Here is a 20153-nt window from a genome sequence, read left to right as displayed (position 1 = left end):
ACACGGGTCAGCAGCGCACCATGCCAATGGCAGACGGGTTCAGCACGTTGTGCGGCGTGCCCGCGGCGACATCGAGGATGTTGCGGAATGCCGCTGCAAAATATAGCTCGTAGCTGTGCTCCTCGACGTATCCCAAATGCGGAGTTGCCAGCACATTGTGCATTCGAAGCAGTGCGGCGCTGGCAGGCAGCGGCTCGGTCTCGAACACGTCGAGTGCAGCGAAACCAGGACGCCCCGCTTGCAGCGCCTGCTCCAGCGCATCAGCGGCAATCAGCTCGGCGCGGCTGGTATTGACCAGCAAGGATGCCGGTTTCATGCGTGCCAGATCATCGGCACCGACACAGCAACGGGTTGCCTCGTTCAGACGCAAATGCAGCGACAACACATCGGCCTGTTCAAAAAATTCCGCCTTGGATGCGGCGATGCGATAGCCATCCTGGCTGGCCACAGCGCGGCTCTGCTCCCGCCCCCAGACCAGAACATCCATGCCGAATGCCTTGCCATATCCGGCCACGATTCTGCCGATTTTTCCGTATCCCCAGATCGCCAGTGTCTGGCCTTTCAGTGCCCGGCCCAGCATGTTGCGCTCGGGCGTGATGGAGACGGTTTGCCACAATCCCTCGCGCAAATTCAATGCATAGTCAGGAAGCCGGCGCGACGCCGCCATGATCAGAGCCCAGGTCAGTTCTGCCGGAGCAACCGGGTCACCGGTGCCTTCGACGATCAGTATGCCGAGTGCCGTGGCCGCATCGACGTCGATATGCCCGGCAACTTTGCCGGTCTGGGCGATCAGTTTCAGGTTCGGCAATTTTTTCAGTAACGCCGCCGGCAGGCTGGTGCGTTCACGGATCAGTACCAGAGCATCGAAGCTAGCCAGACGGATAGCCAGTTGACCGATCCCGCGGGCAACATGGTTGAATATCCTTACTTCATGTCCGGCAAGCAGTTCAAAGCAGCGCAGGTGACGAACCCGATCCTGATGGTCGTCGAGAATGGCAATTTTCATGGAAGTAAGCACGCGACGGTGTGAATTGTGAATAAATGACTTGCCCGAAAAATTGCAATTAGCCCACTACAAAAGTCAAGATTTATTGCTACCGATTTGTTGTAAGTGCGCAGGATATGCGGACCGGCGGTGTACAATTTCCCTTCATTTTTTCGCGGTAATGATGAAGACGTTGTGTTTGTCGCCGTGGAAAACATAATGACAATTTCCTGATTTCACTGCCCGATCATTATTTCATTGAACGCGGCCAGCAACACCGGAACCAGATTTCTTATTTGCCTTGGAGGCTTTTTCATGAATCAACCCGTCATGGGTGGCGTCGCCAGTGTCAACGCCCCGTCTTACGTCAAACAACAACAACTGATCAACTGGGTTGCCGAAGTGGCCTCGCTGACCAAGCCGGCACGCATCGTCTGGTGTGATGGCTCGCAAGAAGAATATGACCGGTTGTGCGCCGAGATGGTCGCCTCCGGCATGATGATAAAGCTCAATCAGGACAAGCGGCCCAACAGCTATCTGGCCTGTTCCGACCCGACCGACGTCGCGCGTGTCGAAGACCGTACGTTTATCTGCTCTGCTACCGAAGCTGAGGCCGGCCCGACCAATAACTGGACAGCCCCGGACGCGATGCGCGCCAAGCTCAACGGCCTGTTCGATGGTGCCATGCAAGGCCGTACGATGTATGTGGTGCCGTTTTCGATGGGCCCGCTGGGTTCACCGATTGCCCATATCGGCGTCGAGCTGTCCGACTCACCATACGTCGCCGTCAACATGCGCGTCATGACACGCATGGGCAAGGCGATTTTTGATGTCCTCGGTACAGACGGCGAGTTCGTACCTTGCGTACACACCGTCGGTGCGCCATTGGCCACCGGTGAACAAAGCGCACGCTGGCCGTGCAACCCGACCAAGTACATCGTCCATTATCCGGAAACCCGCGAAATCTGGTCGTTCGGTTCCGGCTATGGCGGCAATGCACTGCTGGGCAAAAAATGCCTCGCCCTGCGTATCGCCTCCAGCATGGGTCGCGCCAAGGGCTGGCTGGCCGAGCACATGCTGATTCTCGGCGTCGAATCGCCTGCAGGCAAAAAGCATTATGTCGCCGCCGCGTTCCCGTCGGCCTGCGGTAAAACCAATTTTGCGATGCTGATTCCGCCAGCCGGTTTTGAAGGCTGGAAAGTCACCACCATCGGTGACGATATCGCCTGGATCAAGCCGGGCGCAGATGGCCGTTTGTATGCCATCAATCCGGAAGCAGGTTATTTCGGCGTCGCGCCGGGTACCAACCAGAAAACCAACTTCAACTGTATGGCATCGCTGGCCAGCGACACGATCTTTACCAATGTGGCATTGACCGATGACGGGGATGTCTGGTGGGAAGGACTGACCAAGGAAGCGCCAGCCCATCTGATCGATTGGCAGGGCAAGGACTGGACACCAGCCAGCGCCCAGGAAAGTGGTCGCAAGGCAGCACATCCGAATGCCCGCTTCACCGTGGCAGCAACGCAAAATCCGGTCATCGATACCGCCTGGGACGACCCGGCCGGCGTGCCAATTTCAGCCTTTATTTTTGGCGGCCGTCGTTCGACGACGATTCCGCTGGTGACAGAGGCGCGCAATTGGGTGGAAGGCGTCTACATGGCGGCGACCATGGGTTCGGAAACCACTGCTGCAGCAGCCGGCCAGACTGGCGTAGTACGTCGCGATCCGTTCGCCATGCTGCCATTCATTGGTTACAACATGAGCGACTACTTTCAGCACTGGCTCGATATGGGCGAGAAACTGGCCGCAACGGGCGCAACCTTGCCGAAGATTTACTGTGTGAACTGGTTTCGCACCGGCGACGACGGCAAGTTTGTCTGGCCAGGTTTTGGCGACAACATGCGCGTGCTGAAGTGGATGCTGGACCGGATCGACCACAACGCCGCTGGCATTGAAAACATCTTCGGTACCACGCCTTCCTATGCCGACTTGAGCTGGGACGGCATCGATTTCACGTCAGAGCAGTTTAAGCAGATCACCTCCATCGACCATGCCGCCTGGCAGGAAGAGTTGAAGCTGCACACTGAATTGTTCGACAAGTTGCATCATCACCTGCCGCAAGAATTGGTCGCGATTAAAGACCAGTTGGAGAAGCGCCTGTCCAACTGAGTTTGATTGACAGTCAGATAGCTCGACAGTCAGAAATCTGCAAAAGCACGACCGACACTCTTTCAGGTGTGTCGGTCGTGCTTTTTTTTCACCATATTGATGACCTCAGACGCCTGCTCAGCCACATAAAAAAGCCCCGCGTGGCACTTGCCAGCGGGGCTCAATCCTGCAGTAACCGGAAAGGAGGAGACGCGTTACAGGTCAGCAGCCAGGCGGAGGCGACGGCTGACCGTCAAGCCGTGTTTTGCCGTGGTACGCAATGAGATGTCGGCGATATCGGCTAATGCCAATCCGCGTGCGCCTGTCACGACTGGCGTGAGCGGCAGGATGGCAGAAAATTTCTTGGCCAGCAGCGCCAGCGAAGGAACCGAGAAGTGATCGACAGGTGGAGCGAACGATAACGTTTTCATGGTGACCCTTTCGAAGAATGTGGGAATAGCAGCCGTTTGAACGTCGCCTGTCAGCCGCGTGCTGCGAATGCACGCAGTTCGGACGCAACATTGGGCTGGCAATGATCTAGATCACTGGCCATCCGGTTGAGCGTCAGGATGCCGCGCAACCGGCTGCGAACCGAGCGCTGTTCGAGCGACTTGCGCGGCTTCAGCACCAGCAATGCGGCACGCAGCACACCTGCCAGCAGCGGCCTGAATACCAAAAACAATGTCACAAATACGCCGATGCCGAACAACGGCCGTGCCGCGGCGACCACGGCGAGGATGGCTGACTGGGCGACGGGGACGGCGGCTTGTGCCGGGAAGGCGATGGCCAGAATGGACATGTGGGGCTTTCTGTGGAATGTGTATTATGTTGCAGTGCAGTGTAGTTAGCTGCCTGTTATAAATCCAATTCCAATTTCACATATCAGTTATACTTTTTGTGAATAAAATCAAGTTGTTAACGTCACAATTCCATCATGATTTTTTCACTTCTCCCGACCGGCCATTACCGATGAGCTTCTTGACTCTGGACTTGAATTTGCTGCGTGTTTTCGATGCAGTGATGAGCGAACGTAATCTGACACGTGCGGCCAGTCGCCTTGCGATGACCCAACCTGCGGTGTCGAACGCATTGAAACGATTGCGGGATTCGGTCGGCGACGAATTGCTGATCCGGACAGCACATGGTGTCAAACCAACTCCTCACGCAGACGAACTCTGGCCGGCCGTGCGACGTGCGCTCTCGGATCTGGAAGCGGCGATGGCGCCACAAAGTTTCGATGTATCGACCACGCAGGCAACATTTCGCATGGCAATGGCAGATGCCACCGCAGCGCTCTGGTTGCCGTCGCTGGTGCGCTCGATCGAGCGTGATGCGCCAGGTTTAAACGTGCGCATGGTGCCGTTGACGACCCGCGAACCGCGACCGATGCTGTTACGTGGTGATATCGACCTCGCGATTGGCTTTTTCCCGGGTGTGGTGGCGCAATTGGCTGGCGAACCCGATACGCCGATCCGCCACGAATTGCTGTACTCGGGCAAATATGTCTGTGTGATGCGCAAACAACATCCGCTGGCGAAAGCAGAGCTGACGTTGGACGCCTATTGCGCCGCCAACCATTTGCTCGTGAGTTTTTCGGGACGTGCGCATGGACTGGTCAGCGATACGCTGACCCAACTCGGACGTGATCGCCGTATTCTGCTCACGGTGAATCAGTTTTTCACGGCAGGGCGGGTGGTGGCCAACTCGGATCTGCTTACCGTGCTGCCGAGGCACCTGATCGCCTCGACCGGCATGACCGGCGAACTGATCGCCAAGGAACTTCCGTTCGCGCTGCCACAGGTGCAAGTTGATATGCTATGGCACCAACGCGATGCCCGCAGCCCGGCGCACAAGTGGCTACGAGATCATCTGACGGCATTGACCGATGAAACGTTTTTGCGGGATACCGTTCGACCGTAGAGCACTAGAAACACCGACATGGTCGCCACTACGTCAGCAGAACTGACCACCTCGGCGGCGCATCAGCGTATCGGCAATTTGGTCGTGTTCTTGACTTCTTCCATTACCGCGTAAGTGTGTGTCTCGCGCACGCCTTTCAATTGCAGCAGTGATTTACCCAAAAACTCGCGGTAGGCGTTCATGTCACGTACCCGGGCCTTGACCAGGTAATCGAAACCGCCTGCGACCATGTGGCATTCCAGCACCTCGGGAATGATCTGGACACTGCGTTTGAACGCATCGAACACTTCCGGCGTGGTCCGGTCCAGTACGACTTCAATAAACACCAATAACGACACGTCCAGCAATTGCGGATTGAGCTGCGCGGTATAACCGAGGATGTAGCCTCCTTCCTGCAGTTTGCGTACCCGTTCCAGGCAAGCCGCCGGAGACAGGTTTACCCGTGCCGATAATTCCACATTGCTGATGCGACCATCATTTTGCAGTTCGCTTAGTATTTTTTTGCTGATTTTGTCTAGCATCGAGAATCTCAGTTAAGAATTTTATTTGGTGAAATTGTCTCACTAAAAACAAAGTTTTGATAGTTGTCGGGAATACCAGAATAAATACGATCCAATCACACATACAATCGAATATTCAGTTTCCTTGGAAGTGCCAACTTCTTCTGAAATCCGGCCCGTACCCAATCCTATATCACCGAGTAAAAAATGCCCTTTTCTGCCCCTGTCAGCCGCTCGCCTTTTTCAGCATTACATGACGAAATGTCCAAGCCAGTTACGGATTTACGTAGGGCAATAACGGCAGCATATCGCAAGCAGGAAAAAGAAGCTGTCGACTGGCTGGTTGCGCAGGTTCCGCAGAATACCGCATTGACTGCACAGACCGGAATACTGGCGGAGCGCCTGGTAATCGCCGTGCGCGAAAAGCGTACTCGCGCCTCCGGAGTGGATGCTTTGATGCACGAATTTTCGCTGTCGTCGGAGGAAGGCGTGGCGTTGATGTGTCTGGCCGAAGCGCTGTTGCGTATCCCTGACCACCAGACTGCCGACCGGCTGATTGCCGACAAGATCAGCAAGGGCGACTGGCGCAAGCATCTCGGCGAATCGCCCTCGCTATTCGTCAATGCCGCCACTTGGGGTTTGCTGGTAACGGGCAAGCTGGTATCGACCAGCAGCGAAAAAACCCTGGGGTCGGCACTCGGCAAACTGATCACCAAAGGCGGCGAACCGCTGATCCGCAAAGGCGTCGATCTGGCCATGCGGATGCTGGGAAACCAGTTCGTTACCGGACAAACCATCGCTGACGCACTCGTCAACAGCCGCGACAATGAAGCACGCGGCTATCGCTATTCGTACGACATGCTGGGTGAAGCGGCGTTGACAGCTGAAGATGCACAAAAATACTACGCCTCCTACGAAAACGCGATTCACGCGATCGGTCGCGCATCGGCCGGGCGCGGAATCCGCCAAGGCCCTGGGATCTCCGTCAAATTGTCTGCCTTGCACCCACGCTACGCGCGCGCCCAGCACGCACGGGTCATGTCCGAATTACTCCCGCGCCTGCAAAGCCTGCTGTTGCTGGCGAAATCCTACGATATCGGTCTCAATATCGATGCCGAAGAGGCTGATCGCCTCGAACTGTCACTCGACCTGATGGAAGCGCTGGCCCATGATCCGGCGCTTGACGGGTATGAGGGAATAGGCTTTGTGGTGCAGGCATACCAGAAACGCTGCCCGTCTGTAATCGATTTCCTGATCGACCTGGCACGTCGTAGCGGTCGCAAACTGATGGTGCGCCTGGTCAAGGGCGCCTACTGGGACGCCGAAATCAAGCGGGCGCAAGTCGACGGGATGGAGGGCTATCCGGTTTACACGCGCAAGGTTTATACGGATGTCTCGTACCTGGTCTGTGCCGAAAAATTACTCGCTGCGACCGACGTGCTGTACCCGCAATTTGCGACACATAACGCCCACACGCTGGCAGCAATTTATACCTCCGCAGAAGCGCGCGGCGTGACCGATTACGAATTCCAGTGCCTGCACGGCATGGGTGAAACCTTGTATGACCAAGTAGTGGGCAAGGCCAATCTCGACAAGCCGTGCCGCATCTATGCACCCGTCGGCTCGCATCAGACGCTGCTGGCCTATCTGGTACGCAGGCTGCTGGAAAACGGCGCGAATTCATCCTTCGTCAATCAGATCGTCGACGCCAATGTCGCAGTAGCAGCGTTGGTGGCAGATCCGGTCGCGCAGGCCCGACAACTGGCCGGCGTGGCGCATGCCAACATTGTTTTACCGCGCGACCTGTTTGGTGCCGAGCGGACGAACTCGGCTGGTATCGATCTGAGCAATGAACTGGTACTGGCCGAGATCGATCAGGCGTTCGCACGGTTCGGTACGATGCAATGGCATGCAACGCCGCTGTTGCATGGTGCTATTTCTGCGGTTCTTCAAAGTACCCATCAGGCAATTTTGAATCCAGCTGATCGGCGCGACCAGGTCGGTACGGTCACCGACGCTGGCAGTAGCGAGATCGAGTCGGCCCTGCTTGCTGCTAACGCCTGTGCAACCGACTGGCAAACCCGGTCACCGACAGACCGTGCCGCAGTGCTGTTTCGCGCTGCCGATCTGTTCGAAAACCACCGTCTGGAACTGATGGCTATTGCCATCCGTGAAGCGGGCAAGTCATTGCCGAATGCAATCGCCGAAGTGCGCGAAGCGGTTGACTTTTTGCGCTATTACGCGGCACGCGTCGACGGCACACCAAACGCTCTGGCGCTAGGTCCTGTGGTCTGCATCAGTCCCTGGAATTTTCCGCTGGCGATTTTTGCGGGACAGGTCAGTGCTGCGCTTGCGGCTGGCAATGTGGTGCTGGCCAAGCCAGCCGAACAGACACCGCTGATTGCCTTCCGGGCCGTGCAATTGCTGCATGCAGCGGGCGTACCGCGCGGCGCACTGCAATTTTTGCCAGGGCAGGGCGAGACGATCGGTGCGCAACTGGTGGCCGATGCGCGCGTGTGCGGCGTCATTTTTACCGGTTCGACTGACGTGGCGCAACTCATCAACCGGACACTGGCCGCGCGTGCATCGACAGAGTCGCGCGACATTGCGCTGATCGCCGAAACCGGCGGACAAAATGCCATGATCGTCGATTCCAGCGCACTAGCCGAACAGGTAGTGCAGGACGTCATCAGCTCGGCCTTCGACAGCGCCGGACAGCGCTGTTCGGCGCTGCGCGTCCTGTGCCTGCAACAGGATATCGCCGACAAGACCATCACCATGCTCAAAGGGGCGATGGTCGAACTAAGCGTAGGCAATCCCGACCGCCTGGCCACCGATATCGGGCCGGTGATCGATGCCGAGGCACGCGAGGGCTTGCTGGCGCATATCGCACAGATGAAAAAAAATGGCCGTCCCGTGTTTCAGTTGCCACTGCCTGATAGCACGCAACACGGTACTTTCGTGGCACCGACCGTCATTGAAATTACCGCATTGTCGGAGTTGACCCGCGAAGTCTTTGGTCCGGTGCTGCATGTACTGCGCTACCGGCGCGAGGACTTGCCGGCGCTGGTGGAGGCGATCAATGCAACCGGCTACGGACTAACTTTCGGGATTCATTCGCGCATCGACGAAACCATCGACGTCATCACTAGCCGCATCCATGCCGGCAACATCTACGTGAACCGTAATATCGTCGGCGCGGTGGTTGGCGTGCAGCCGTTTGGTGGTGAAGGAAAATCCGGCACGGGTCCGAAAGCTGGTGGTCCGCTGTATCTGAAGCGTCTGCAACGTGCGCCCGATGGCAAACTCGGCGCGCACATGATCGACGAGCATCGCGGCATGTCCGACGCACCGGTACTCAACGCGCTGCTGTCATGGGCCAGCATGCACGGACACGACACAGTGACCGGACTTGGCAGCCAATACGCCCGTAGCAGTTTGCTGGGCAGCACCGTGGTCTTGCCGGGCCCGACCGGTGAACGCAATACGCTGTCGTTCGCCGCGCGTGGCGACATTCTCTGTGCAGCCAGTACAGTAGGGGCTTTGCTGAACCAGCTGGCAGCGGTGCTGGCGACCGGAAACCGGCCCGTGATGCTGGCAGCAGCGCACGGCTTGCTGCCCGGCGGACTGCCGCGTGCAGTGCGCGAGGGCGTGATACGGATCGATGACATCACTGACCCGTCACGTCATTTGCAGCTTGCGCTGGTAGCTGATGATGAGCTGGCGCGATCCATTCGTAGCGACCTGGCCGCACGCAGTGGGGCATTGGTGCCGTTGATAGCGACCGATGGCACCACGCCGATTGCGTTGTGGCGCCTGGTAGCCGAGCGCGCACTGTGCGTCAATACGACTGCTGCTGGCGGGAATGCCAGTCTGATGACGCTGGAAGTGTAATTCTCAGGCACCGTGGGCGGACAAGCCCGGACACCCATCCGGTCGCCGCTCACCGGTCCGGACCGGCTTGTGCTCGATGGCAAAAATCGACAGCTTGTTGATGTTGGTCAAGCGCAATTACATTCATCCGTTCGCATCAACTTCCCGGTTTTCGTTGCCATGACTACGGAACCAGTTACCTAACTGCACTTGCGCTTCGTCCGCAAGACACACCGGGCACCGCAATCCGGTTGCCGTCACAGGCCCATAGTTCCTTGATGCGCCGATAGTCGATTTCGGCGACCCACTTTTTCCAGAAACCCGACGATCTGCGCTTGCCCGGTGATGAACTCTGACCGCTTGCGCCAGACGCCGTCGAGCCTACAGGACGGCAAGGATAGTCGAGGCGCGATCCGTGTCATTCCTTCTCCAAAAAAACAATGTCAGGTAATTCACTGTAACCACTAGCAGAACGCGGCTGGTGGCGGTTGAATCACGTTAACGATCCCCTCTGTGCAATCGCTGTCGTTCGTCGCGTCACGAGGCTCTCTGCCATGCTGTGCGGGGTCGTCCTGACTGGTCTGCAGAGCTGTTTTTCGTTTTTTTAAGGAAGTCGTTTTGAACACACCGAAATCGCGTTTCAGGTTTTACATTAAAGGTTTATATATCTCTTTAGTAATGATTGTTAACACAGCCCCTTTTCTGTGGATAAGCCGGAAATTCGTTGATAGATCAACTGCTTGAAGAAAAGATAAGTGGGTCGGTAAACCCCTTTTTTTCGCAGGACAAGTTCTGGATAAGTTTTTGCGATTGCCGATAAAACGAACTTGTCCACAGTCCATCCACCGGTTATCCAGAGACTTGTCTACAGACCCGGGTTTGCATGCGACCTTGTGCGGAATGCCGCTGCTGTCGATGTACCAGGCAGAGGCCGTTTTTTACGCGCTTTCTGGATTCTGAAAATGCACCAGAAGCCTGCTGACGGTGTTTATTCCGTATTCCGTACCCATTCCCCTTCACTGACATCGCATCACAGCGTTGAGCGATGCTCTCGTGCTGTCAATGTCGATCCTGAATGCAGACCGTGCGGTTTCAGATCTTCAAGAGAAGGAAATTTGTTTCGCCGTTCAGGTTTTGTTTTGCCGGTTTTTTTTTTCGTCTTCCGGCTTTTACTTATAGGTCTATATATCTCTTTAGTAGTAATTGTTAACACAGGCGCCTTGCTGTGGACAAGCGGAAAATTCGTTGATAGATCAACTGCTTGGAAAAAAGATAACCGGGTCCACAAGTACGCAGATTGCCAAGGACAAGTTCTGAATAACTTTCGGCGTATCGGTTTGCGTGACCGTTATGCACAGTTGCTGCACCGGTTATCCAGAGACTTATCCACAGACGTGATTACGCCGTGGAAAATCAACGGCAGCGCGACCAGAAAAAGCAGGGAATCAGTGGCTCCAGAGCGCTTTCAGCAGGCCAAAGGCAGCATGGATGGCGGGTTCGTTTTTACGGCTTTGCAATGCGATGAACGAGAGTTCGGTCGACAGGCTGACGGCATCGGCGATGACCAGTCCGTGCACATGGGCTTCATGCAGGGCAATCGATTCGCGTGCCAGTGACAGGCCAACACCCGATTTGACCAGGTCCAGCATCGAGGATTCCTGATCGACCAGGGCGACTTTTTCGGGCAGGGTTTTGTGAGCGGAAAATTTTTTCGACAAAAGCCGGTGATGCGCCGACTCCGGTGGTGCCCAGATCCACGGCAGCTCGGCCAACGCATCCCAGTCCTTGCCGGCTACCCGTGCTTTCCAGCCCTGCGGCGCGACGACGTTATAAGTGAACGTCGTCAATACCTGGTGGTGGAATTCTTTCGGTGGGATTCCCAGGTAGAAACCGACATCGAGCGCGCCGGATTTGACCTGATCCAGCACGTTGCCGGACATGCCTTGGCGCAGCTCGGTCGAGAGTTGCGGATAATTTTCCACCAGCCGCTTCAGGAATGCACCCAGACGGGTGAATTCGGCATCGAGTATCGTGCCGATCGACAGTGGGCCGGCAACCGTGGATTGCATGGCGCGTACTCCCTGATGGAATTCGGCGACGCCCTCCATGATGCGTTCGGCGTAGGGCAGCAATTTTTTTCCGTCGTCGGTCAATTGCATGCCCCCCGGCGTGCGGATGAACAGCTTGACGTCCAGCGTTGTTTGCAGGGATTTCAATTGCAGGCTGACAGCGGGCTGGGTCAGGTTCAATCGCTGTGCAGCACGTGTAAGATTGCCTTCGCGCGCAATGGTGATGAAAGCGCGTAATTGCGTGAAATCCATCGGTTTCCCCGGTTTTTCCATAAGTGATGCTTATGAAGAAACGATGATAACTCATTGGATTCTGCATTCTTCCCGCGATATTCTTGCCGTCACGTTAATTTGCCCAAGGATTAGTTATGAACCAGCCCGTTCCTGTTCTCCAGCACTTCATCAACAACCGCATCGTCGAATCCACCAGCGGCCGTCGTCAGGATGTATTCAATCCGGCCACCGGTGCCGTTGCCGCAGAAGTCGTGCTGGCCAGTGTCGACGAAGTCAATCAGGCCGTGGCCGCGGCCAATGCTGCCGCGCCAGCCTGGGCGGCAACCGCGCCGCTGCGCCGCGCCCGCATCCTGATGCGCTTCAAGGAATTGATGGAGCTGAACCATGATGCGCTGGCAGCAGCGATCACGCGTGAACACGGCAAGGTGTTTTCCGATGCGAAGGGCGAAGTCACGCGCGGCCTGGAAGTCGTCGAATTTGCCTGCGGTGCGCCGCAACTGCTGAAGACCCAATTCTCCGACAACATCGGCGGCGGTATCGATAACTGGCAAATGCGTCAGCCATTGGGTGTCACGGTCGGTATCACGCCGTTCAACTTTCCGGTAATGGTGCCATTGTGGATGGCGCCGATGGCGATCGCCACCGGCAATACCTTCATCCTGAAACCGTCGGAGCGTGATCCTTCCGCGTCGCTGCTGCTGGCCGATCTGTTCAAGCAGGCTGGCTTGCCACCCGGTGTGTTCAACGTGGTCCAGGGTGACAAGATTGCCGTCGATGCCCTGTTGCAGCATCCGGATGTCAAGGCTGTTTCGTTCGTCGGATCGACACCGATTGCCGAATACATCTACACCGAAGGCGCCAAGCGCAAAGGACCGTATCCATTGCGCGTGCAAGCATTGGGCGGTGCAAAAAATCATCTGGTCGTGATGCCCGATGCCAACCTCGATCTGGCTGTCGATGCCCTGATGGGTGCAGCGTACGGTTCTGCCGGCGAGCGCTGCATGGCAATTTCGGTTGCTGTCGCAGTCGGCTCGGTGGCGGACAAATTGGTCGAAGCGCTGATCCCGCGCGTGAAGGCATTGAAGATCATGAACGGCATGGAAGCCGCTGCCGAAATGGGTCCGGTCGTGACCGCCGTGCACAAGGCCAAGATCGAGGGCTACATTCAGGACGGTATCGACGAAGGTGCAACCTTGCTGGTGGATGGTCGCGGTCTGAGTGTGGCAGGTCACGAGCAAGGCTTCTTCCTCGGCGGCACGCTCTTTGATCACGTCAAGGAAGGCATGAAAATTCATAACGAAGAAATTTTCGGGCCGGTGTTGTGTATCGTGCGCGTGCCGGATTTTGCGGCGGCAGTCGAGCTGATCAACGGCCATGAATTCGGTAATGGCGTCGCGTTGTTCACCTCGGATGGCAATACCGCACGCGAGTTTTCACGTCGCATCGAAGTGGGCATGGTCGGCATCAATGTCCCGATCCCGGTGCCGATGGCCTGGCATTCGTTCGGTGGCTGGAAGCGTTCGCTGTTTGGCGACACCCATGCTTACGGCGAAGAAGGCGTACGCTTTTATACGCGCTACAAATCCATCATGCAGCGTTGGCCAGAGACCATCGACAAGGGCGCCGAGTTCACGATGCCGGTAGCGAAGTAATCGACGGAGCTGACCATGACCCAATCCGCCGGTAAATACGATTACATCATCGTCGGTGCCGGTTCGGCCGGCTGTGTACTGGCGAAACGCCTGTCCGACAATCCCGCCAATCGCGTCCTGTTGATCGAGGCCGGTGGCAAGGATGACTATCTGTGGATTCATATCCCGGTCGGTTATCTGTATTGCATCAACAATCCGCGTACAGACTGGCGCTTCAAGACAGAACCGGATGCCGGCCTGAACGGACGCAGTCTGGGATACCCGCGCGGCAAGGTGCTGGGCGGATCGTCGTCGATCAATGGCATGATTTACATGCGCGGCCAGTCGCAGGATTACGATGGCTGGGCGCAGGCGTGCGGCGACGATGCCTGGCGCTGGGATCAGGTTTTGCCGTTGTTCAAGAAGAGCGAAGATCACTATCAGGGCGCGACAGAATTCCATGGCGCTGGTGGCGAATGGCGTGTCGAAAAGCAGCGTCTGTCCTGGGAAATTCTGGATGCATTTCGCGATGCAGCGGCTGAAGTCGGGATTCCGAAAACCGCTGATTTCAATCGTGGCGACAATAACGGCAGTGCTTATTTCGATGTCAATCAGCGTCGTGGCGTACGTGTCAGTACTGCCAAGGCGTTCCTGAAAACTGCTGGTACCCGTGGCAACCTCGAGATCATGACCGGCTGCCAGGTAAAACGCCTGACACTGAAAAACGGTCCCGATGGTGTGCGTTGTACCGGCGTCGAATTTACCGGTGGTGGCGTGCACTGGTCGGCTGAATCGGTACACGAAACAGTGCTGTGTGCAGGTGCCATAGGCTCACCGCATATCCTGCAGTTGTCCGGTATCGGATCGGCGGCCTTGCTGCAGAAACATGGCATCGCGCCGATGGTGGACTCGCCCGGCGTCGGTGAAAATCTGCAGGACCATTTGCAGATTCGCATGGTCTTCAAGGTCACCAATGCGAAGACGCTGAACATGATGGCCAACAGCTGGTTCGGCAAAATGAAAATCGGTATGGAATACGCGATGTTCCGGTCCGGCCCGATGTCGATGGCACCGTCCCAGCTGGGTGCTTTTGCGCGCTCTGATCCATCGCAGGTGACACCGAATTTGCAGTATCACGTGCAGCCACTGTCGCTGGAAAAGTTCGGTGATCCGCTGCATGGATTTCCGGCCTTCACTGCCAGCGTGTGCAACGTGCGACCGACCTCGCGTGGCCATGTCCGGATCGCTTCGGGTGACGCAACACAGGCACCGCAGATCACGCCCAATTATCTGAGTACGGCGGAAGACCGCCATGTGGCCGCCGATGCGCAGCGACTCACGCGCCGGATCGCCGCTGCGCCGGCATTGAAAAAATATGCGGCACAAGAATTGAAACCGGGTGCGATGTTCACCAGCGAAGAGGAGCTGGTGCGCGCTGCCGGCGATATTGGTACGACGATTTTTCATCCGGTCGGCACCTGCAAAATGGGTGCAGCTTCCGACCCGATGGCAGTGGTCGACAGTGCGTTGCAAGTGCGTGGTGTGGCTGGTCTGCGTGTGGTGGATGCGTCGATCATGCCGACGATCACATCGGGCAATACAAATTCGCCGACGGTCATGATTGCCGAGCGTGCGGCGATGCTAATTCTGGCGGCACATGCCAGTTCGTCTAAGGGATAACACTTAGTCGTAGCGCGGTAATTGCTGATTCGTTTCGTGACACGTTATGATCAGCAGCCAGCGCGCGTACCTTGGGCGGTGCAATGTCGTTTCGTGCGATCAGATTGCACACAATAGAGCCGCAGCAACGTCATCCGGCGTCGTAGTTATACGGTATTGATGGATGATATAGCGGCTTGTACTATCTATAAAAAATGAGACTGCCCAAAAATTAAGCAATCAGGAGACACGATGACCGAAGTCATCCTAGAAACAAAAAACTTGACCAAAGAGTTCAAGGGGTTCACCGCAGTCAGTGCAGTGAACCTGAAGGTGCAGCGTGGACACATCCACGCACTGATCGGGCCGAATGGTGCCGGCAAGACCACCTGCTTCAATTTGCTGACCAAATTTCTGGTGCCGACATCTGGCCAGATTCTGTTCAATGGCAAGGACATCACCGCCGCCAGACCGGCGCAGATTGCCCGTCAAGGCGTGATCCGTTCATTTCAGATTTCTGCGGTGTTCCCGCATCTGAGCGTGCTCGAAAATGTACGGATCGGTTTGCAGCGCACACTGGGCACCTCCTTTCATTTCTGGAAAAGCGAACGCAGCCTGTCGGCGTTGAATGACCGTGCGATGGCGTTACTGGGCGAGGTCGACCTGGCAGAATTCGCCGACACCATCACCGTCGATTTGCCCTACGGACGCAAGCGCGCACTGGAGATTGCGACCACGCTGGCAATGGAGCCGGAATTGATGCTGCTCGATGAGCCGACCCAGGGCATGGGCCACGAAGACGTCGATCGCGTGACGGCGCTAATCAAGAAGGTCTCGGTTGGTCGCACCATCCTGATGGTCGAACACAACATGAATGTGGTGTCCGGCATCTGTGATCGTATTTCGGTATTGCAGCGCGGCGCGATGCTGGCCGAAGGTCGCTACGAGGAAGTCTCGAATAATCCGCTGGTGATGGAGGCCTACATGGGCACCACTTCGGGTGCGCTGGAAGGAGCCCACTGATGGCCGCCAAAGCGCTAGAAATCTCAGGCTTGCATGCCTGGTATGGCGAGTCCCACATCCTGCACGACGTGAACCTGTCGGTAAACCGGGGCGAGGTCGTGACGCTGCTGGGCCGCAATGGCGCCGGTCGCAGCACGACGCTGCGGGCGATCATGGGCTTGACCGGTACCCGCAAGGGATCCATCAAGATCAATGGCGTCGAAGCGATCGGGTTGGCAACACACAAGATTGCCCATTTGGGTGTCGGTTACTGCCCGGAAGAACGCGGAATATTTTCATCGCTGACCGCCGAAGAAAACCTGATGTTGCCGCCGGTGGTTTCACAGACTGACAAGGGCATGTCGGTTGAGGAAATCTACGACATGTTCCCGAACCTGAAAGAGCGTCGATTTAGCCAGGGAACCCGTCTGTCCGGTGGTGAGCAGCAGATGCTGGCAGTGGCGCGGATATTGCGCACCGGGGCGCGTTTGCTGTTGCTCGATGAAATTTCCGAGGGCCTGGCACCGGTCATCGTGCAGGCACTCGCGCGCATGATCCTGACGCTGAAAGCCAATGGATACACCATCGTCATGGTGGAGCAGAATTTCCGTTTCGCCGCACCCCTGGCGGACCGGTTTTATGTGGTGGAGCACGGTCAGATCGTCGAGACTTTTGCTGCATCCGAGTTAGAGGCCAAGATGCCCGTACTCAATGAATTGCTGGGCGTTTGACGACACACGTCCGGCACTCAGACCATCCGTATAACTTCAAGGAGAAGAGACAATGACTACAAGTACCAAAACAATCATGCCCAAGACCATGACCCTGGCAGTTGCCGCTGCAGTTGCGCTGACGTTTGCCGGCGCTGCTTCTGCGCAGATTTCTGGCGATGTCGTGAAGATCGGGTTTATCACCGACATCTCCGGCTTGTATTCGGACATCGACGGCCAGGGTGGCGTCGAAGCCATCAAGATGGCGATTGCCGATTTTGGCGGCACCGTCAACGGCAAGAAAATTGAACTGATTACGGCCGACCACCAGAACAAGGCTGACATCGCAGCCAGCAAGGCGCGCGAATGGTTCGATCAGCAAGGTGTGGACATGCTGGTCGGTGGGACCAATTCCGGTACCAACCTGGCGATGTCGAAAGTCGCTCTGGAAAAGAAAAAGCCCTTCATTTCGATCGGTGCCGGCACTGCCCGCCTGACCAATGAAGAATGCACACCGTACACCATGCACTATGCGTACGACACCGTCGCACTGGCCAAGGGCACCGGCGGCGCCGTGGTCAAGCAGGGTGGCAAAAGCTGGTTCTTCCTGACCGCTGACTATGCATTCGGCGCCTCGCTGGAAAGCGATACGACCAGTGTAGTGAAAGCCAACGGCGGTACCGTGGCCGGTGCAGTACGCCATCCGTTGTCGGCTTCCGATTTCTCGTCGTTCCTGTTGCAGGCACAAGCGTCCAAAGCGCAAATTCTCGGTCTGGCCAATGCCGGCGGTGACACCGTCAATGCCATCAAGGCCGCCAATGAATTTGGCGTGACCAAAACCATGAAGCTCGCAGGCCTGCTGATGTTCATCAATGACGTCCATTCGCTGACGCTGAAACTGACGCAAGGTATGTACTTGACCGATAGCTGGTACTGGGATCAGAGCGACGAGTCACGCAAGTGGTCACGCCGTTACTTCGAGAAAATGAAGAAGATGCCATCGAGTTTGCAAGCTGCGGACTACTCGGCAACGCTGACCTACCTCAATGCCGTCAAGGCTGCCGGTAGCGACGATTCCGACAAGGTCATTGCACAATTGCACAAGACCAAGGTCAATGACATGTACGCCAAGAACGGTACCTTCCGCGGCGATGGCAGCATGATCCATGACATGTTCCTGATGCAGGTGAAGACGCCAGCAGAATCGAAGTACCCGTGGGATTACTACAAGGTCATCCAGTCGATTCCCGGAGAACAGGCGTTCACGACCAAGGCCGAATCCAAGTGCGCGACCTGGAAGTGACATTGGCCCGTGCCTGCAGTCTTTAGCGTCAACTTGACTGACAAGTTGGGTAACAGGCCGGGCATCAAGCCCGACTGAAACTCAACGCTGCCCTGGTGCGCAGCCGGAGTCCAATCCGCGCGCACCAATTCTTTTGCAATCCCACCCGGGTTTCGCCGGGTGCACTCTCCCTGAATTTGCCATGGAAATTTTCGGCATTCCCCTGCAGGCCATGATGAGCCAGTTGCTGCTCGGCCTGGTCAATGGTTCGTTTTACGCGATGTTGTCGCTCGGTCTGGCGGTGATTTTCGGCTTGTTAAACGTGATCAATTTCGCCCATGGTGCGCTGTACATGATGGGCGCGTTTTCGGCCTGGATAGGACTCACTTATTTTGGCTTGAGCTACTGGACAATGTTGCTGGTCGGCCCGTTAGTCGTCGGGCTGTTCGGTATCGTGATCGAGAAAACCATGCTGCGCTGGTTGTACAAGCTCGATCACCTGTATGGATTATTGCTGACCTTTGGTATCACGTTGATGGTCGAAGGCGTGTTTCGTTCGATCTATGGTGTGTCTGGCCAGCCGTATTCGGTGCCGGACGCGCTGTCCGGTGCGACCGATCTGGGTTTCATGATGTTGCCGAATTATCGGGCCTGGGTGGTTGTCGCCTCGCTGACGGTGTGCTTCGTGACCTGGTTCGTGATCGAAAAAACCCGGCTGGGCGCCTATTTGCGGGCAGGTACCGAGAACCCGAAACTGGTCGAGGCGTTTGGTATCAATGTTCCGCTGATGGTGACACTGACCTACGGCTTCGGCGTCGCGCTCGCAGCTTTCGCCGGCGTGCTGGCCGCGCCAGTAATCCAGGTGTCACCGCTGATGGGATCGAACCTGATCATTGTCGTGTTTGCGGTGGTCGTGATTGGTGGCATGGGGTCGATACTGGGCTCGATCCTGACCGGTCTGGCATTGGGCATCATCGAAGGGTTGACCCGCGTGTTCTATCCGGAAGCGTCCGCCACGGTGGTGTTCATCGTGATGGCGATCGTGTTGATGATTCGTCCGGCCGGACTGTTCGGAAAAGAGAAGTGATCATTTCATCGATCACCACCAGCGTGTCATCGCAACAGTATCATCCGGACGAGACAGCGGTCTCTCCGCAACGGAGCTTGAGAGCATGAACAAGAAAATCGGTTACGGCATTGCACTGGCCGCCTTGCTGGCGGCTCCATTCTGGTTGTACCCGGTGTTCCTGATGAAGGTATTGTGCTTTGCGCTGTTTGCGTGCGCATTCAACCTGCTGATCGGATTCACCGGATTGCTGTCGTTCGGACACGCAGCATTTTTTGGTGGCGCCGGCTATGTGGCTGGATACGCGATGGCGTCAATGGGCGTCTCCTCGGAAATTGGCATTCTGCTAGGCACTCTGGCCGGCGCCCTGATCGGCTTGCTAATGGGCAGTCTGGCAATCCGGCGACAGGGTATCTATTTCACGATGATCACGCTGGCATTGGCGCAAATGCTGTACTTCGTCTTCCTGCAAATGAAATTTACTGGCGGCGAAGATGGCTTGCAAGGCGTGCCGCGAGGAAAACTGTTCGGGATGATCGACCTGAGCAGTGACCTGGTGCTGTACTACCTGGTGCTGGCCATTGCGGTTGGCGGCTACGCTTTCATCATGCGTGTCGTGCATTCGCATTTCGGTCAGGTGCTGAAAGCGATCAAGGAAAACGAGCCACGCGCGATTTCCTTGGGATACGACGTTGACCGCTACAAGTTGCTGGCATTCGTGCTCTCAGCGGCGCTGTCCGGCCTTGCTGGCGCTACCAAGACGCTGGTGCTGGGCTTTGAAACCCTGACCGACGTGCACTGGTCGATGTCTGGCATGGTAGTACTGATGACGCTGGTGGGTGGACTCGGCACGCTGGTTGGTCCGATCGTCGGGGCAGTGATCATTATCGCGCTGGAAAACAAGCTCGGGGACTTTGGCAATGCACTGGCCACGTTCACGCATATCGAGTGGTTCCGCTCGATTGGTCAATCGGTAACCATCGTCATCGGCCTGATCTTCATCATTTGCGTACTGGCCTTCCGGCGCGGCATTGTGGGCGAACTGGCGGCGCGTTTCAAGCGCCCCTGAGT

General features: G+C 56.6%; 15 protein-coding genes and 1 pseudogene. 10 read left to right on the top strand and 6 right to left on the bottom strand.

Annotated elements, in window-relative coordinates; all coding sequences use genetic code 11:
* Positions 1 to 7: 7 nt before the first annotated feature.
* Positions 8 to 1006: a D-2-hydroxyacid dehydrogenase family protein gene (locus ABD720_RS08185; protein ID WP_344762780.1), complete on the bottom strand. Its 999-nt coding sequence runs from the start codon at positions 1004 to 1006 to the stop codon at positions 8 to 10.
* A 294-nt stretch (positions 1007 to 1300) separates the two neighbouring features.
* On the opposite strand from ABD720_RS08185, the gene ABD720_RS08180 reads away from it, so the two are divergent.
* Positions 1301 to 3157: a phosphoenolpyruvate carboxykinase (GTP) gene (locus tag ABD720_RS08180; RefSeq protein WP_344762779.1), complete on the top strand. Its 1857-nt coding sequence runs from the start codon at positions 1301 to 1303 to the stop codon at positions 3155 to 3157.
* Positions 3158 to 3351: 194 nt separating this feature from the next.
* On the opposite strand, the gene ABD720_RS08175 is transcribed toward ABD720_RS08180, so the two are convergent.
* Positions 3352 to 3567, bottom strand: coding sequence for a hypothetical protein (locus ABD720_RS08175; RefSeq protein ID WP_344762778.1), 216 nt, complete (start codon positions 3565 to 3567; stop codon positions 3352 to 3354).
* Between the two features lie 50 nt (positions 3568 to 3617).
* Positions 3618 to 3935 carry a hypothetical protein gene (locus tag ABD720_RS08170; protein ID WP_344762777.1) on the bottom strand — a complete coding sequence of 106 codons (318 nt, stop codon included), beginning with the start codon at positions 3933 to 3935 and terminating at the stop codon, positions 3618 to 3620.
* A gap of 170 nt (positions 3936 to 4105) precedes the next feature.
* Here ABD720_RS08170 and ABD720_RS08165 point away from each other — a divergent pair, with 170 nt between their 5' ends.
* Positions 4106 to 5056: a LysR family transcriptional regulator gene (locus ABD720_RS08165; protein WP_344762776.1), complete on the top strand. Its 951-nt coding sequence runs from the start codon at positions 4106 to 4108 to the stop codon at positions 5054 to 5056.
* Between the two features lie 62 nt (positions 5057 to 5118).
* Here the strand turns inward: ABD720_RS08165 and ABD720_RS08160 are convergent, their stop codons facing one another.
* Positions 5119 to 5577 carry an Lrp/AsnC ligand binding domain-containing protein gene (locus tag ABD720_RS08160; RefSeq protein WP_344762775.1) on the bottom strand — a complete coding sequence of 153 codons (459 nt, stop codon included), beginning with the start codon at positions 5575 to 5577 and terminating at the stop codon, positions 5119 to 5121.
* A gap of 240 nt (positions 5578 to 5817) precedes the next feature.
* Here ABD720_RS08160 and putA point away from each other — a divergent pair, with 240 nt between their 5' ends.
* Positions 5818 to 9450: a trifunctional transcriptional regulator/proline dehydrogenase/L-glutamate gamma-semialdehyde dehydrogenase gene (gene putA, locus ABD720_RS08155; RefSeq protein WP_344762774.1), complete on the top strand. Its 3633-nt coding sequence runs from the start codon at positions 5818 to 5820 to the stop codon at positions 9448 to 9450.
* Between the two features lie 126 nt (positions 9451 to 9576).
* Here putA and ABD720_RS19320 read toward each other — a convergent pair.
* Positions 9577 to 9797: pseudogene (locus ABD720_RS19320) on the bottom strand (DUF1348 family protein); the annotation flags it as partial.
* A 1077-nt stretch (positions 9798 to 10874) separates the two neighbouring features.
* Positions 10875 to 11750 (bottom strand): LysR family transcriptional regulator, encoded by an 876-nt coding sequence (locus tag ABD720_RS08145; protein WP_344763658.1) that lies wholly within the window; start codon positions 11748 to 11750, stop codon positions 10875 to 10877.
* Positions 11751 to 11866: 116 nt separating this feature from the next.
* Here ABD720_RS08145 and ABD720_RS08140 point away from each other — a divergent pair, with 116 nt between their 5' ends.
* The 7 genes from ABD720_RS08140 to ABD720_RS08110 all read left to right on the top strand — a co-directional run bounded on the left by ABD720_RS08140 (position 11867) and on the right by ABD720_RS08110 (position 20151).
* Positions 11867 to 13384 carry a CoA-acylating methylmalonate-semialdehyde dehydrogenase gene (locus tag ABD720_RS08140; protein ID WP_344762773.1) on the top strand — a complete coding sequence of 506 codons (1518 nt, stop codon included), beginning with the start codon at positions 11867 to 11869 and terminating at the stop codon, positions 13382 to 13384.
* A gap of 15 nt (positions 13385 to 13399) precedes the next feature.
* On the top strand, positions 13400 to 15043 hold the full coding sequence (locus tag ABD720_RS08135; RefSeq protein WP_344762772.1) for a GMC family oxidoreductase: 1644 nt from the start codon (positions 13400 to 13402) through the stop codon (positions 15041 to 15043).
* A 231-nt stretch (positions 15044 to 15274) separates the two neighbouring features.
* Positions 15275 to 16045 (top strand): ABC transporter ATP-binding protein, encoded by a 771-nt coding sequence (locus tag ABD720_RS08130; protein ID WP_344762771.1) that lies wholly within the window; start codon positions 15275 to 15277, stop codon positions 16043 to 16045.
* Positions 16045 to 16755 (top strand): ABC transporter ATP-binding protein, encoded by a 711-nt coding sequence (locus tag ABD720_RS08125; protein ID WP_344762769.1) that lies wholly within the window; start codon positions 16045 to 16047, stop codon positions 16753 to 16755. Before ABD720_RS08130 ends, ABD720_RS08125 begins: the two co-directional genes overlap by 1 nt.
* Positions 16756 to 16807: 52 nt before the next feature.
* On the top strand, positions 16808 to 18037 hold the full coding sequence (locus ABD720_RS08120) for an ABC transporter substrate-binding protein (RefSeq protein ID WP_344762767.1): 1230 nt from the start codon (positions 16808 to 16810) through the stop codon (positions 18035 to 18037).
* Between the two features lie 181 nt (positions 18038 to 18218).
* Entirely contained in the window at positions 18219 to 19103 is an 885-nt protein-coding gene (locus ABD720_RS08115) for a branched-chain amino acid ABC transporter permease (RefSeq protein WP_344762766.1), read from the top strand.
* An 85-nt stretch (positions 19104 to 19188) separates the two neighbouring features.
* Positions 19189 to 20151: a branched-chain amino acid ABC transporter permease gene (locus ABD720_RS08110; RefSeq protein WP_344762765.1), complete on the top strand. Its 963-nt coding sequence runs from the start codon at positions 19189 to 19191 to the stop codon at positions 20149 to 20151.
* Positions 20152 to 20153 lie beyond the last annotated feature (2 nt).

Source organism: Actimicrobium antarcticum, from assembly GCF_039536745.1.
In the GTDB taxonomy this organism is placed as follows: Bacteria; Pseudomonadota; Gammaproteobacteria; order Burkholderiales; family Burkholderiaceae_D; genus Actimicrobium; species Actimicrobium antarcticum.
This window is presented reverse-complemented; position numbering and strand designations above follow the sequence as displayed.

Excerpts from the sequence above, each read along its gene's own strand:
- ABD720_RS08185 (WP_344762780.1), bottom strand. The coding sequence starts at position 1,006 with ATGAAAATTGCCATTCTCGACGACCATCAGGATCGGGTTCGTCACCTG.
- ABD720_RS08180 (WP_344762779.1), top strand. The coding sequence starts at position 1,301 with ATGAATCAACCCGTCATGGGTGGCGTCGCCAGTGTCAACGCCCCGTCT.
- ABD720_RS08175 (WP_344762778.1), bottom strand. The coding sequence starts at position 3,567 with ATGAAAACGTTATCGTTCGCTCCACCTGTCGATCACTTCTCGGTTCCT.
- ABD720_RS08170 (WP_344762777.1), bottom strand. The coding sequence starts at position 3,935 with ATGTCCATTCTGGCCATCGCCTTCCCGGCACAAGCCGCCGTCCCCGTC.
- ABD720_RS08165 (WP_344762776.1), top strand. The coding sequence starts at position 4,106 with ATGAGCTTCTTGACTCTGGACTTGAATTTGCTGCGTGTTTTCGATGCA.
- ABD720_RS08160 (WP_344762775.1), bottom strand. The coding sequence starts at position 5,577 with ATGCTAGACAAAATCAGCAAAAAAATACTAAGCGAACTGCAAAATGAT.
- putA (WP_344762774.1), top strand. The coding sequence starts at position 5,818 with ATGTCCAAGCCAGTTACGGATTTACGTAGGGCAATAACGGCAGCATAT.
- ABD720_RS08145 (WP_344763658.1), bottom strand. The coding sequence starts at position 11,750 with ATGGATTTCACGCAATTACGCGCTTTCATCACCATTGCGCGCGAAGGC.
- ABD720_RS08140 (WP_344762773.1), top strand. The coding sequence starts at position 11,867 with ATGAACCAGCCCGTTCCTGTTCTCCAGCACTTCATCAACAACCGCATC.
- ABD720_RS08135 (WP_344762772.1), top strand. The coding sequence starts at position 13,400 with ATGACCCAATCCGCCGGTAAATACGATTACATCATCGTCGGTGCCGGT.
- ABD720_RS08130 (WP_344762771.1), top strand. The coding sequence starts at position 15,275 with ATGACCGAAGTCATCCTAGAAACAAAAAACTTGACCAAAGAGTTCAAG.
- ABD720_RS08125 (WP_344762769.1), top strand. The coding sequence starts at position 16,045 with ATGGCCGCCAAAGCGCTAGAAATCTCAGGCTTGCATGCCTGGTATGGC.
- ABD720_RS08120 (WP_344762767.1), top strand. The coding sequence starts at position 16,808 with ATGACTACAAGTACCAAAACAATCATGCCCAAGACCATGACCCTGGCA.
- ABD720_RS08115 (WP_344762766.1), top strand. The coding sequence starts at position 18,219 with ATGGAAATTTTCGGCATTCCCCTGCAGGCCATGATGAGCCAGTTGCTG.
- ABD720_RS08110 (WP_344762765.1), top strand. The coding sequence starts at position 19,189 with ATGAACAAGAAAATCGGTTACGGCATTGCACTGGCCGCCTTGCTGGCG.